The organism is Cryobacterium sp. CG_9.6, assembly GCF_029893365.1.
In the GTDB taxonomy this organism is placed as follows: Bacteria; Actinomycetota; Actinomycetes; order Actinomycetales; family Microbacteriaceae; genus Cryobacterium.
The window spans coordinates 2,057,178-2,070,771 of sequence record NZ_JARXUZ010000001.1; the positions used below are offsets into that span (position 1 = coordinate 2,057,178).

13 protein-coding genes are annotated in these 13,594 nt (G+C 62.8%); 1 reads left to right on the top strand and 12 read right to left on the bottom strand.

Going from position 1 to position 13,594, the window contains the following annotated elements:
• Nucleotides 1-118: 118 nt before the first annotated feature.
• From dnaG to recO, 7 genes are all read right to left on the bottom strand, one after another.
• On the bottom strand, nucleotides 119-1,975 hold the full coding sequence (gene dnaG, locus H4V99_RS09460) for a DNA primase (RefSeq protein ID WP_280677672.1): 1,857 nt from the start codon (nucleotides 1,973-1,975) through the stop codon (nucleotides 119-121).
• Between the two features lie 29 nt (nucleotides 1,976-2,004).
• A complete protein-coding gene (locus tag H4V99_RS09465; RefSeq protein WP_280677674.1) occupies nucleotides 2,005-3,270 on the bottom strand; it encodes a deoxyguanosinetriphosphate triphosphohydrolase in 1,266 nt (421 codons plus the stop codon).
• The gene (dusB, locus tag H4V99_RS09470; RefSeq protein WP_280677676.1) at nucleotides 3,263-4,417 is read right to left on the bottom strand and encodes a tRNA dihydrouridine synthase DusB; all 1,155 of its coding nucleotides are present in this window, start codon (nucleotides 4,415-4,417) and stop codon (nucleotides 3,263-3,265) included. The genes H4V99_RS09465 and dusB overlap by 8 nt, the downstream gene beginning before the upstream one ends.
• A gap of 97 nt (nucleotides 4,418-4,514) precedes the next feature.
• The gene (locus H4V99_RS09475) at nucleotides 4,515-4,640 is read right to left on the bottom strand and encodes a hypothetical protein (RefSeq protein ID WP_280677678.1); all 126 of its coding nucleotides are present in this window, start codon (nucleotides 4,638-4,640) and stop codon (nucleotides 4,515-4,517) included.
• Nucleotides 4,637-5,332 carry a DsbA family oxidoreductase gene (locus H4V99_RS09480; protein ID WP_280677680.1) on the bottom strand — a complete coding sequence of 232 codons (696 nt, stop codon included), beginning with the start codon at nucleotides 5,330-5,332 and terminating at the stop codon, nucleotides 4,637-4,639. The genes H4V99_RS09475 and H4V99_RS09480 overlap by 4 nt, the downstream gene beginning before the upstream one ends.
• A gap of 78 nt (nucleotides 5,333-5,410) precedes the next feature.
• Nucleotides 5,411-6,274 carry an isoprenyl transferase gene (locus tag H4V99_RS09485; protein WP_280677682.1) on the bottom strand — a complete coding sequence of 288 codons (864 nt, stop codon included), beginning with the start codon at nucleotides 6,272-6,274 and terminating at the stop codon, nucleotides 5,411-5,413.
• The gene (gene recO / locus H4V99_RS09490) at nucleotides 6,271-6,993 is read right to left on the bottom strand and encodes a DNA repair protein RecO (RefSeq protein WP_280677685.1); all 723 of its coding nucleotides are present in this window, start codon (nucleotides 6,991-6,993) and stop codon (nucleotides 6,271-6,273) included. Before recO ends, H4V99_RS09485 begins: the two co-directional genes overlap by 4 nt.
• Before the next feature lie 87 nt (nucleotides 6,994-7,080).
• On the opposite strand from recO, the gene H4V99_RS09495 reads away from it, so the two are divergent.
• The gene (locus tag H4V99_RS09495; RefSeq protein WP_280677687.1) at nucleotides 7,081-7,791 is read left to right on the top strand and encodes a hypothetical protein; all 711 of its coding nucleotides are present in this window, start codon (nucleotides 7,081-7,083) and stop codon (nucleotides 7,789-7,791) included.
• A 92-nt stretch (nucleotides 7,792-7,883) separates the two neighbouring features.
• Here H4V99_RS09495 and leuA read toward each other — a convergent pair whose 3' ends face one another.
• The 5 genes from leuA to H4V99_RS09520 all read right to left on the bottom strand — a co-directional run bounded on the left by leuA (nucleotide 7,884) and on the right by H4V99_RS09520 (nucleotide 13,527).
• A complete protein-coding gene (gene leuA, locus H4V99_RS09500; protein WP_280677689.1) occupies nucleotides 7,884-9,650 on the bottom strand; it encodes a 2-isopropylmalate synthase in 1,767 nt (588 codons plus the stop codon).
• Nucleotides 9,651-9,820: 170 nt separating this feature from the next.
• Nucleotides 9,821-10,738 carry a GTPase Era gene (era, locus tag H4V99_RS09505; RefSeq protein ID WP_280677691.1) on the bottom strand — a complete coding sequence of 306 codons (918 nt, stop codon included), beginning with the start codon at nucleotides 10,736-10,738 and terminating at the stop codon, nucleotides 9,821-9,823.
• A complete protein-coding gene (locus tag H4V99_RS09510; RefSeq protein ID WP_280677693.1) occupies nucleotides 10,722-12,050 on the bottom strand; it encodes a hemolysin family protein in 1,329 nt (442 codons plus the stop codon). The genes era and H4V99_RS09510 overlap by 17 nt, the downstream gene beginning before the upstream one ends.
• On the bottom strand, nucleotides 12,050-12,514 hold the full coding sequence (ybeY, locus tag H4V99_RS09515; protein ID WP_280677695.1) for an rRNA maturation RNase YbeY: 465 nt from the start codon (nucleotides 12,512-12,514) through the stop codon (nucleotides 12,050-12,052). Before ybeY ends, H4V99_RS09510 begins: the two co-directional genes overlap by 1 nt.
• On the bottom strand, nucleotides 12,511-13,527 hold the full coding sequence (locus tag H4V99_RS09520) for a PhoH family protein (protein ID WP_280680050.1): 1,017 nt from the start codon (nucleotides 13,525-13,527) through the stop codon (nucleotides 12,511-12,513). Before H4V99_RS09520 ends, ybeY begins: the two co-directional genes overlap by 4 nt.
• Nucleotides 13,528-13,594 lie beyond the last annotated feature (67 nt).

Here is a 13,594-nt window from a genome sequence, read left to right on the forward strand (position 1 = left end):
CCACGAAGGCACCAGAAGGCTCCGCCGCAGTTCAGCTATAGGAATAGGGTTAGCACAGAATTCGCGTGCAGCCCTAGCTCATCGCAGCTTCTTTACACAGCTGCAACAATCCCGCGACTTATTCGTCGCGGAGACTGCGCCGTTCCGCCTCAACCCGCATGATCTCTCGCTGCAGCGTCACGTAGACATCACGGTTGGTGGGGTCGGCTCTCTGCAGGCGTCCACGAAGCTCCGCATTCTGGCGCAGCAGGTCCTTTTCGATGAGGGCCACACTGACATCGCGCACGTACCGGGTGATCTCTCGACCCGGACGCTCGGGCAGCGGGGCCATGGCCAACTGCTTCACCAGGTTGGCGAGAGCCTCGGGAACAGCCGACACGACCTGATCGAGCCAATCAGCATTCTCCGCATGGTCGAGGCTGGACGCCATGGCGTCGCGCACAATGGCCAGGCTGGCGTTGGAGAAGCTCGTCTGTACCGCGCGCGCCAGGATGTCGGAGCCGACGAGCGTCGGATTCTGCAGCATCGCCATGAGGCCGTCACGCTCCATTCGAGTCACGGGGTCGGTCGGCAGCTCCAGCAGCGAGAAGGGTTTCTCCGGCGGAACCTCGACGGCGACGGCGGAGTATCGTGGGGGAGCCTCGGGCGTGCGCGAGCGGCCCTGTGCGGTCGATACCGCCTTGCGCACCTCCCCCAGGTCCACGCCAAGCATGCGGGCGAGTTCCCGCGTGTAGCCCGGCCGAAGGGACGGGTCGCGAATGTCGCCCACGATGGGTGCCGCCGCGCGCAGGGCACCGATGCGCCCCTCAACGGTCTCGAGGTTGTACTGGCCCAGTAGCTGGCGAATCATGAACTCAAACATGGGCTTTTTTGAATCCACGAGGCGACGAACGGCGTCGTCCCCACGGTGAAGCCGCAGGTCGCACGGGTCAAAGCCTTCGGGAGCCACGGCCACGAACGTTTGGGCACTGAAACGCTGCTCCTCGCTGAAGGCGCGCATGGCGGCCTTCTGGCCCGCGGCATCCGGGTCGAAGGTGAAGACCACCTCACCCACCCCACTGTCATCGCCCATGACGCGGCGCAGCACCTTGATGTGATCGACACCGAAGGACGTGCCGCAGGTGGCAACAGCGGTGGTGACGCCGGCCAGGTGACACGCCATCACGTCGGTGTAGCCTTCCACGACCACAACCTGGTGACTGCGGGAAATGTCACGCTTAGCCAGGTCGAGCCCGTAGAGCACCTGTGCCTTGTGATACACGGGTGACTCGGGGGTGTTCAGGTACTTCGGTCCCTTGTCGTCGTCGAGGAGTTTTCGCGCACCAAATCCGATTGTCTGCCCCGTGATGTCACGGATGGGCCAGACCAAGCGGCCGCGGAAGCGATCGTACACACCACGGTCACCGCTCGACACCAGACCAGACAGCGTGAGCTCATCGGTGGTGAAACCCTTGCCCCGGAGGTGCTTGGTGAGTTCATCCCAGCTCTTTGGGGCGAAGCCCACTCCGAAGTGCGCGGCGGCCTCGGCGTCGAACCCGCGTCCACCCAGAAAGTCACGGCCGATCTGAGCGTCGTGGCTTCCGAGGCGTTCCACAAAGAACTCCGCGGCAGCCTGGTTAGCGGCGAGCAGGCGTGCCCGATTGCCGTGGTCGGGCGCGGCTCCCCCGCCGTCTTCGTAGTGCAGCTCCAGCCCGGCACGACCGGCCAGGCGTTCGACGGCCTCGCTGAAGGTGACGTGGTCCATTTTTTGCAGGAACGAGTACACGTCCCCGCTCTCGCCGCAACCGAAGCAGTGGTAGAAACCCACCTGGGGGCGCACGTGAAAACTCGGGGTGCGCTCATCGTGGAAGGGACATAAGCCCTTCATCGAACCGATGCCGGCCGATTTCAGCTGCACATAGTCGCCCACAATGTCGGCAATATTGGTACGGGCCTTGACCTCTTCGATGTCACCTTGTCGAATCAGTCCAGCCATGACGTAATTCTAGCTGTCACACCCACGAGCTAACCCTGCACGAGCCGTTCGTACCAGGCCAGTGCCGACTGATCCGTGAGACTGGCGACCTGATCGACAACCACGCGTTTGCGGGCGCCATCGTCAGCGGCCGCGGCCCAATCCTCGGTGAAGCCCGGGTCGAGATGCTCGTCGCCACTGGCCAGGAGCGTGTCGGCCAGCAGGGTGAGCACCTGACGCTGCTGCACGTAGATGGGCTTGCGGGTGTTGCGGGTCATGACGAACGCTGCCACGATCCCCTTCAGCACGGCAATCTCCGCCTGCGTCTCGCGCGGAACCACCACGTGAGCGCCGAAGCGGATGAAGTTCTCGCCCGGGTAGGCCTGTCGCGTGGCGCGCACGGCCGCGCCGCTGAACCGCCCGATGAGCTGGCTGCTGAGATTTTTCAGCCGTCCCTGATCGCGGCGACCGCCGGACCACTCCGACATCCAATAATCGAGGGAGTCAAGGCGGTTGAAGGCCTTCGAGAGATCCTCCTCGGAGAGCTCGGTGCCGATCCACTCCGACATGGTGGCCAGCAGGTCATCATGATTTGTGCGTCGTCCGAGCAGGGCAACGTCCACGTAACCGTTCACCACGGCGTCTTCGAAGTCGTGCACGGAGTAGGCGATGTCGTCGGAGAGGTCCATGATCTGCGCCTCGATGCACAGCTGCCGGTCCGGTGCGCCGCGGCGCAGCCACTCAAAAGCTGCGATGTCGTGCTCGTAAAAGCCATACTTGGCTCGGCCACTCGGATCGCGCACGGAGGAACTCTCCGGCCACGGATACTTGCAACTCGCATCCAGGCTCGCCCGGGTGAGGTTCAAGCCGTAGCTCTCGCCATCCGGGCCGAAGACCTTGGGCTCGAGTCGGGTGAGCAACCGCAGCGTCTGCGCGTTGCCTTCAAAACCCCCAATGTCCAGGGACCAGGTGTTGAGTGCCTTTTCCCCGTTGTGGCCAAAGGGCGGATGCCCAATGTCGTGCGCGAGGCACGCGGTATCCACGATGTCGGGATTCACGTTCAAGCGGTTTGCGAGTTCGCGGCCTACCTGGGCCACCTCGAGCGAGTGAGTGAGGCGGTTGCGGGCGAAGTCAAGACCGGCTGTCGGGGAGAGCACCTGCGTCTTGGCGGCCAGCCGTCGCAGGGCGCTGGAGTGCAGCAGTCGCGCCCGGTCGCGCGCGAAATCGCTGCGCCGTGAATAGTGCTCCTCCGGGAACCAGCGTTCCTCGTCGTGCTCGCCATAGATTGGCGTGACGTGTTCGGGTGCGTTAACCACCGCTTGTGTCCCCTTCGCCCTCGGTCAGGTGCAGTCGTTCCGCACCGGCCAACTCCTGAGACTCCAACCAGCGTTCCGGCAGCGACGGCTTCTTCGGAGTGCCGGCACGTCCGCGCGGTCCCTCAGCGCCCGCGCCGGGGTAGGGCTGGTCGCCGTCGAGGGTTCCGAGCAGATCGTCGAGCATGGCCAGGGACTCGACGGCGGCCAGTCGGGCCCGCAGGTCGCCGCCCACCGGATACCCCTTGAAGTACCAGGCCACGTGCTTGCGCACGTCGCGGCAAGCTCGCTCTTCGCTCTCGAAAAATTCCGTGAGCAGCTCCGCGTGCCGACGAAAGGCGTTACACACCTCACCGAGGGAGGGTTCCGCCTTCAGCGTCTCACCGCGAAAAGCCGCGGCGAGGTCACCGAACAGCCACGGACGCCCGAGGCAGCCGCGCCCGACAACGACACCGTCGCATCCGGTCTCCGCCACCATGCGCAGTGCATCGTCGGCGGACCAAATGTCGCCGTTGCCGAGAATCGGAGTGTCGGTGATGGTGTTCTTGAGCTGCGCGATGGCGGACCAGTCGGCCTGGCCGGAGTAGAACTCCGCGGCGGTGCGCGCGTGCAGGGCGATTGATGCCACGCCGGCGCCGGCCGCAGCCTTGCCCGCTTCGAGATAGGTGAGGTGATCGGAGTCGATGCCCTTGCGCATCTTCACGGTGACGGGAACGTCACCGGCGGCACCTACGGCTGCTTCCACAATCTGGCGAAAGAGTCCCAGCTTCCAGGGCAGCGCCGCCCCGCCGCCCTTGCGGGTGACCTTGGGTACCGGGCAGCCGAAGTTGAGGTCGATATGGTCGGCGCGATCCTCGGCCACGAGCATGGTGACTGCCTCGGACACGGTCTTGGGATCAACGCCGTACAGCTGAATCGACCGGGTGGTCTCGCTGGGATGATGGGCGATCAGTCGCATGGACTCACGTGTGCGCTCCACCAGGGCACGCGAGGTGATCATTTCACTCACGTAGAGCCCGGCACCGAATTCGCGACAGAGCCGGCGAAATGCGGTGTTGGTGATGCCGGCCATGGGCGCAAGAACCACAGGCACGTCGAGAGTCAACGGCCCAATCTTGAGCGGTGCGGGAGTTGCGTGTGTGAGAGTCATGTACGTTCAATTCTTCCAGAACAATTCCCCAACAAATACAACAGGTGTGGCGCCCACAATTGTGAGCGCCACACCTGTGTTGGTGCGGGTGAGAGCGTTACGCTCCGCAGCCGCAGGAGCCGCAGCCACAGGAGCCAGCGGCGTCTTCGGGCTGGCCGAGGAGCTGGATCGTGGGGCGCGGTGTTGTGTCGGTTGTGGTGCTCGTGATGGTTGCGTCGCTCATGCGATGTTCTCCTCAGACTTTTCGGTTCGAACCTTATTCAAGACTTCGGCAAATGTATCAGCATCCTGCGCTCCGGACACTCCGTATTTTCCGTCAATGACGAAGAAGGGAACTCCCTGAATGCCGTATTCGCCGGCCTGGGCGACATCCGCTTTCACATCGGCAAGAAACTCGTGTGCGGTCAGAGCGCGAACAACGTCGACGCGGTCGAGGCCGATCTCGGCGGCGAGGTCAGCGAGGTCCTCAATGCGCCCCACATGGCGCCCCTCAACGAAGTAGGCCTTCAGAAGGCGCTCCTTCATGTCCAGTTGACGACCCTGAGACTTGGCGTAGTGCAGCAGCTCGTGGGAGATCACCGTGTTGGTCTGGTGAATGGAGTCGTAGTCGTAGTGCAGTCCCACGCTCTCGGCAATACCGGTCACGCGCTCAAGCATCTGCTCCACCTCCGGTAGCGACATCCCCTTCTTCTCGCTCAGGTACTGCGTGGGGGTGCCGGCATATTCCACGGGGGTATCGGGCGAAAGTTCGAAGCTGTGGTATTCCACCTCGATGGGCCCGCCGTACAGGGCTGCACCGGCCTCAAATTTTCGCTTGCCGATGTAGCACCAGGGGCACTGCACATCGGACCAGATATCGACCTTGATGGTGTCGGCTGCGGTTGCCGCTTCGGTCACATTCGTTGTATCGGTCACTCCGACGTAACCATCAGAACCCAGCGCACTATTCCCTCTGCAGCGAAAGAATGCGCTTCAACTGGGTGGAATCCACTTCTACTGAAGTGCCTCTTCGGCTGTGGGCGTGTCGACCGCGCCGCCGTAACGGCGATTGCGAGACGCATAAAGCTCTATGGCATGCCAAAGGTCAACGCGGGTGAAGTCGGGCCAGAGCGTGTCGAGAAACACCATCTCGGCATAGGCGCTCTGCCACAGCAGAAAGTTGCTGGTTCGTTGCTCCCCCGAGCTGCGCACGAACAGGTCCACATCTGGCAGCTCGCTCGTGTACAGGTGGCGCTGAATGGCCTTCTCGGTGATGCCCGACGGCTTCAGCCTGCCCGCGGCAACCTCTTCGGCCAACTCGCGCACGGCATCCGTGATCTCGGTGCGACCGCCGTAGTTCACGCACATGGTGAGCGTAAGCACATCATTGGACGCGGTGAGTTTCTCGGCAAACTGCAATTCGTTAATGACGGATGCCCAGAGTCGCGGCTTTCGGCCGGCCCACCTCACCCGCACTCCCCACTCGTTGAGCTGGTCGCGGCGGCGATGGATCACGTCACGGTTGAAGCCCATCAGGAAGCGAACCTCCTCGGGAGAACGCTTCCAGTTTTCGGTAGAAAACGCGTACACGCTCAGATGCTTCACGCCGAGCTGGATGGCGCCGGCCACGACATCGAGCAGTGCGGCTTCCCCCATCTTGTGTCCCTCGACGCGGTTCAGGCCGCGCGCGTTCGCCCAGCGACCGTTCCCGTCCATGACGATGGCAATGTGCTCGGGAACCGCGCGCGGGTCGATGTCGGGCGGATAGAGCCCGGTCCAATCGAGGGCACGGAACGGCACCGAGTCCTTGTGCGTGATGGGCGTGGGCGTTCGCGTTTTGCGCAGGAATCCGCGACGCGCCGGCTCAGGAGATGTCATCGGGCGACGTGTTCCAACGAACGCAGGCCGCGGCCCAGATGCCACTGGGTGTAGGCGGCAACGATGCCACCCGCCTGGCCCTGCGTGCGTGTGCTCGTGGCGGCCGCGTGCTCCCAGTCACCGGTGAGCAGGGCGCTGAGGAGGGCAATGGTGAGCCTGTCGACGCGGGGAGACCCGGGCGAGGCGCAGGTGTCGCACACCACACCACCCAGCTGCACCACGATCGCTGAGTGCTCACCCACGGCCCCGCACCGGGCGCAGTCCTGAAAACTGGGTGCCCAACCGGCCATGGAGACAGCGCGAAGAAGGTACGAATCCAGCGTGAGACTTGCTCCGTGTTCACGCCGTGACAGGGACCGCAGGGCGCCCACCAGAAGCAGGTACTGCTGCAGGGATCCCTCCGATTCCGTGAGCTTGTCGGCTGTTTCCACCATGACACTCGCCGCGGTGTAACAGTCATAATCGGCGGTAATGAGGGCGCCATAGGAGCCGAGAGACTCGGCCTGGGTGACAATATCGAGATTTCGTCCCTCATAGAGCTGCACATCAGCCACCATGAAGGGTTCGAGGCGAGCCCCGAATTTGGAGCCCGTCCGTCGCACACCCTTGGCAACGGCCCGCACCTTACCGTGGGCACGGGTAAGCAGGGTGACGATCCGGTCGGCTTCACCCAGCTTGTGGGTTCGCAGCACAACCGCTTCATCTCGATAGACAGGCACACCTGATTCTCCCACTTCTGGCACTGGTATTTCGCGTGAGTCGGGGGGAGACTGAAACCATATTATTTCGTGGTGTGGAGGTTACTAATGAAACCTGTTCAGAGCTCATTGCCCGACGGAATGCCCGTACTGTCCCGCGGCAAGCATCGCACCCCTCGCAGTGGCGGGTGCTTCATGGAATTCGCGTCGTATTTGGCGGGCGAATCGTGGAGTGATCACCCGCAGTGCACGCATCCTGTGCTGGCGTCCCTCGCGCGCATGGTGAATGACTGCACCAACGATGAGGGTCGCTCACGACTGGCTGTTCTCATCCCCTCGGTCATTGGGCTGCGCGGAGACGCACCGCAGATCGAGATCCTCGTGTCACTCCGTGCCGCCTCTGCCGCACTGCCCCTCGTGAGCCGCGATCGACAACGTGCTCTGGCCGTGGGGATTCTGTCCTGTGAACGCAGCCTGGCACGCTTGGGCGTCGAAACTCCGGCCACCGGTGCGCAGATTCGCCGGGCCCTGGCCACCGCACCCGACGCTGAAAAGTGGGCTCGAGACTTCATCGTGTCTGTCCGATCGTGGTCGCATGCCAAGTTCACGGCACGCACCGCAGATTCCATTCTGCGGGTGTCCGTGCAGGGAATTGCCGAGGCGTGTCTACCCGACCCTGACGAGCGGCTGCACGACTTGCTCGCTCTGGCCGTCGATGACTGCCGCCGGGTTCTGACTCCCGCGACTCCCCTGCCGGCCGCCACTCCCATCGATGTGCGCGGTCTCACCACCATCGGATCACGTCGGAGTCGCGCCTAACTCCAACCGTAGTCAGGACGCCGGCCTGAGCTGCTCAGGCCGAGCAACTCAGGCCGAGCAACTCAGACCGAGCAACTCAGACCCTAAACGGCTCAGACCGTGCTGAGCTGGCGACGCCCGACTTCGGAGCGAACGCCGCGGTTCACGGCGGACACCACGGCTTTGAGAGAGGCCGTGGAGATGTCCTCGTCGATGCCCACGCCCCAGAACCGCTTGCCGTTCACGTCCAGTTCCACGTAGGCGGCTGCGAGTGCATCGCCTCCGGCTGACAGGGCGTGCTCCACATAGTCGTAGAGGGTGACCTGAATACCGCGCTCGTCCAACACGGTGAGGAAGGCATTGATCGGGCCGTTCCCGTGACCCGTCACATTGGACACGGTGTCACCATCGCGCAGGTCGACGGCGAGGTCCACATGTCCGGCCAGGTCGCTGGACGTGCGCGTGGAGAAGATCTCGAAGCGGCCCCACTTGGCGTCGGGGGTCTTCACGCTGGCCGGTAGGTACTCGTCGTTGAAGATATCCCAGATCTGAGCGCTGGTGACCTCTCCGCCCTCACTGTCCGTCTTCGCCTGCACCACGCCGGAGAATTCGATCTGCAGCTTGCGAGGGAGATCCAGGGAATGGTCCGTCTTGAGCAGGTAAGCCACTCCGCCCTTGCCCGACTGAGAATTCACTCGAATCACGGCTTCGTAGCTGCGCCCCAGGTCCTTGGGATCAACCGGCAGGTACGGCACGGCCCACACGAGATCGCTGGTGGAGCAGTCGCGCTCGGCCGCCTCGGCATCCATGGCCTCGAAGCCCTTTTTGATGGCGTCCTGGTGTGACCCGCTGAAGGCCGTGAATACCAGGTCGCCGGCCCAGGGGCTGCGCTCCGGAACAGGCAGCTGGTTGCAATACTCTGCCGTGCGCTTGATCTCGTCGATGTTGCTGAAGTCGATCTGCGGGTCAACGCCCTGCGTGAACATGTTGACACCCAGCGCCACGAGGTCCACGTTGCCGGTGCGCTCCCCGTTGCCGAACAGGCACCCCTCAATGCGGTCTGCCCCGGCCAGGTAACCGAGCTCCGCGGCGGCGATTGCGGTGCCGCGGTCGTTGTGCGGGTGTAGGGACAGAATCACGTTCTCGCGGTGGGCGAGGTGGCGCGACATCCACTCAATGGAGTCCGCATACACGTTTGGCGTGGCCATTTCCACGGTGGCGGGCAGGTTGATGATGACCTTGCGGTCGGCCGTGGGTTCAAAGATCTCGATGACCTGGTTGGAGACGTCCACCGCGAACTCGAGCTCGGTGCCGGTGAAACTCTCCGGTGAGTACTCGTAGTACACCGTGGTGCCGGGCACTGTCGCCTCGAGGGCACGGCAGGTGCGGGCGCCGAAAAGAGCAAGGTCAATGATGCCCTGCTTGTCTTCACGGAAGACCACCTCGCGCTGCAACACGCTGGTGGAGTTGTACAGGTGCACGATGGCCTGCTTGGCACCCTTGATCGACTCGTAGGTGCGCGTAATGAGCGCTTCTCGTGCCTGAGTGAGCACCTGGATGGTGACGTCGTCCGGAATGGCGTTTCCGTCGATCAGGCTGCGCACAAAGTCGAAGTCTGTCTGGCTGGCGGACGGAAAGCCCACCTCGATCTCCTTGTAGCCCATGCGTACGAGCAGGTCAAACATGATGCGCTTGCGCTCGGGACTCATCGGGTCGATGAGAGCCTGGTTGCCGTCTCGCAGGTCGACAGCGCACCAGCGCGGCGCCACCTCGATCCGCTTCGACGGCCAGGTGCGGTCGGCAAGGTCGATGCCGAACTGCTCGTGGTACGGGCGGTAGCGGTGAACCGGCATGTTGGATGCGGTCTGATTGTTCTTCATGATCTGTGATCCCCTCAAGAGTGTCAGCAGCCAACGACAAACGCCGCGACGAGGGAGGCCTTTAGATTAGGACTCGTCGCGGCAGCTAAGAAGGAGCAGACCGAACAGCACGGATTTAGGCTAGCACCGTTTGCACCGCCCAATTCCTGCCAAGCCTGTGAGTCTCGGGACTAAAAGCCCAGTCGTCCGAGCTGCTTGGGGTCGCGCTGCCACTCCTTGGCAATCTTGACCCGCAGCGACAGAAAGACACGCTTACCCACGAGGGGCTCGATTTCCTTGCGCGCTCGCATGCCCACATCCTTCAGCCGGCTGCCGGACTTGCCGATGATGATGCCCTTTTGGCTGTCGCGCTCCACGAAGAGGTTCGCGTAGATTTCCACGAGCTCCTGATCATCACGCTCAATGATGTCGTCGATGGTGACGGCGATGGAGTGTGGAAGCTCGTCCGTCACTCCCTCCAGCGCAGCCTCGCGAATGTACTCGGAAATTCGGGATTCCAGCGTCTCATCGGTCACTGTATCGGCCGGGTAGAGCGGTGCCTCGGCGGTGGGCAGCAGGCGCAGCAGCTCCACGGCCAGGGTGTCCAACTGGATGCGACTGGTTGCGGAAATGGGCACGATTGCTTCCCAGTCCCGCAGCTGTGACACCGCAAGAAGCTGATTGGCCACGTTCGTTTTCGACGATGCGTCGATCTTCGTGACGATGGCCACCTTGCGGGCCCGCGGGAAGGCATCCAGTTGCTCGTTAATGAATTTGTCACCCGGGCCGATGGGCTCGTTGGCCGGAATGCAGAGACCGATCACGTCGACGCCGGCGAGGGTGGCGGTGACAAGACTGTTCAGCCGCTCACCGAGAAGGGTGCGGGGCTTGTGGATGCCGGGGGTGTCGACCAGAATCAGCTGGCCGTTTTTTTGGTGCACAATTCCGCGAATGGCGCGCCGCGTGGTCTGCGGCTTCGACGATGTGATGGCGACCTTTTCGCCTACGAGGGCGTTGGTCAGAGTGGACTTGCCCACGTTGGGACGTCCCACGAACGAGACAAACCCCGCACGATAATCACCGGCCGGGTTTTCATTTGTTCTGGTCATGACCACTTGCTCCTTCATCGTCCGGCATCCCGAGGAATGCCGCTTGCGCATCAATCAATGCTTCATCTCGTTCCACCAGCACGGTGCTGATGCGCTTTCGCCGACCCTCTGTTCGTTCTGCGGTGAGGATCAAACCGCTGGCCCCGGCGACGGAACCAGCGACCGGAAGCCGGCCGAGTGCTTTCGCCAAGAGACCGCCAACCGAATCCACGTCATCGTCGTCAAGTTCGAGGTCAAACAATTCTCCCAGTTCGTCGACCGGGAGTCGTGCACTGACACGGAAGTGACCGTCCCCGAGATCTTCGACCTCAATGGATTCACGATCGTACTCATCGGAAATGTCACCGACCAGTTCCTCAATCAGGTCTTCCAGGGTGACGAGTCCGGCGATACCGCCGTACTCGTCAACCACCATCGCGAGGTGATTGGACTCGGTCTGCATCTGGCGCAGCGTGGCATCGGCTGGCTTGGATTCCGGAACGTAGACTGCCGGGCGCACGAGCTCGGCTACGGTCACCGACTCGGCATCCAGTGCCCGCTCGTACATGACCCGGGCCACATCCCGCAGGTACACAATTCCGGTGACATCGTCCACCTCACCGTCGAGAACCGGTACCCGTGACGTTCCCGTGCTGAGAAAGAGACCCATGGCCGCGTCAATCGTGGCGCTGGCCTCGATGGTGATCATGTCCGTACGCGGAATCATGACCTCGCGCACCACCGTTTCGTTGAACTCAAAGATGGAGTGGATGAGTTCCCGGTGGGCCTCCTCGATCACGTCCAGTTCGGTGGCCTCATCGACCATGCTCAGGAGCTGGTCCTCCGACGTGAAGGTGGCAAGCCGCGTCCGCCCGGGCGTCACTCGGTTTCCGAGCGCTACGAGGGCGTTTGCGATGGGACCAAGAAGCACGCGCACAAAGTGCACGAGGAGGGCGCTCGATCGCAGCAGGGTGATGGGGTTCGCCCGCCCCACGCTCCGGGGACTGGCGCCGACGAGCACGAAGGACACTGCTGTCATGATGAACGCGGACAGCAGGAGGGCGAGCCACAGCTGGTCGATAGTGGTGGCGAAAACCAGGGTCACGAGGACCGCGGCGGTGGTTTCCGCGATGATGCGCATGAAGTTGATGGCATTCAGATGAGCGCCGATATCGGATGCAATGGCCCGCAGGGACCGCTTGGCGCGCGCGGTCTCGGCGAGCCCGGCAATGTCGGCCCGGGACTGGGCCGTGATGGCGGCGTCAACAGCGGCCATCAAACCAGCAAAGGCGATCATGCCGACCGCAGCCGCAAGAAACCACCCGATGATCATCAGCCGCGTTGCCGTTCCTGCATCGTGAAGCCCACGAGGATGTCCCGCTGGATCCCGAACATTTCCTTTTCTTCTTCCGGCTCGGCATGGTCGAAGCCGAGCAGGTGCAGTATTCCGTGCGTGGTCAGCAGCAGAAGCTCACCCAGAGTTGAGTGTCCAGCCGTTTCCGCCTGAGCCTGAGCCACCTGCGGGCAGAGCACGATATCGCCCAGAAGCCCGGGGGGCGTTTCGGCGTCTTCGGTTCCCGGTCGCAGTTCATCCATGGGAAAGCTGAGCACGTCGGTGGGTCCGGGTTCGTCCATCCACTGCACGTGGAGCTGCTCCATCGCTCCCTCGTCCACCAGCACGATAGCCAGCTCGGCGTCGGCGTGCACGTGCATCGTGTCGAGCGCGAACGCGGACAGCCGAAGAATGGTAGCTTCATCCACCTCGATCGCTGACTCGTTGTTTATTTCAATACTCAACTTTGACTCCGTTTCGGAAGGCGACCCTGCGGACCGCCCGAGCGTTGGGGGCCGCGGGCCGCGAAGTCGCGGGCCTCGGCGGTTTCTTGACGCAGGGCTTGGCGCTGCGCATCGTATTCGGTGTAGGCATCGACAATACGGCCGACCAGGCTGTGGCGCACCACATCCGCACTGGACAGGTAGGAGAAGTGGATGTCATCGATCCCGTCGAGCACTCGGGTGACGAGCTTCAGACCGCTGGTGCCCACGGGAAGGTCAATCTGCGTAATGTCTCCGGTGATGACCATCTTCGAGCCGAAGCCGAGACGGGTGAGAAACATCTTCATCTGTTCGGGGGTGGTGTTCTGTGCCTCATCGAGAACGACGAAGGCCGAGTTGAGCGTTCGACCGCGCATGTACGCGAGCGGTGCCACCTCAATTGTTCCGGCGGCGAGAAGTTTGGGAATCAGCTCCGGGTCAAGCATTTCGCCGAGGGCATCGTAGAGCGGGCGCAGGTACGGATCGATCTTGTCGGTGAGTGTTCCGGGCAGAAAGCCCAGGCGTTCACCGGCTTCGACGGCCGGACGCGTGAGGATGATGCGTTCAACCTCTTTGTTTTGCAGAGCACGGATGGCTTTCGCCATCGCCAGGTAGGTTTTACCCGTTCCGGCCGGTCCGATACCAAACACGATGGTGTTGTCGTCAATGGCGTCGATGTACTCTTTTTGGCCGAGCGACTTCGCGCGCACGCTCTTGCCCCGCGCGGTGAGGATCGGTGCCCCGAGCAGCTGAGACGGACTCGTCCGGCTGTCAGCGCTCAGCATTCGAGCCGATGTTGCCACCTGAGCCTCGGCCAGATCCTGCCCGTCTCGGATCATGACCTGAAGCTCATCAATAAGGCGACGCACAGATTCAACCTCATCGGCACGCCCGATCAGGGTGATGTCGTTGCCGCGCACATGCACGTTCACGCCGGGGTACTGCTTTTCGATGGTGGCGAGGTAGCGATCTTCCGGTCCGAGCAGCCGCACCATGGCAATTCCATCGACCGTGAGCCGAATCTCGCGCCGTGACGTCTCGGGCGTCCCGGGCGTTTCAGAG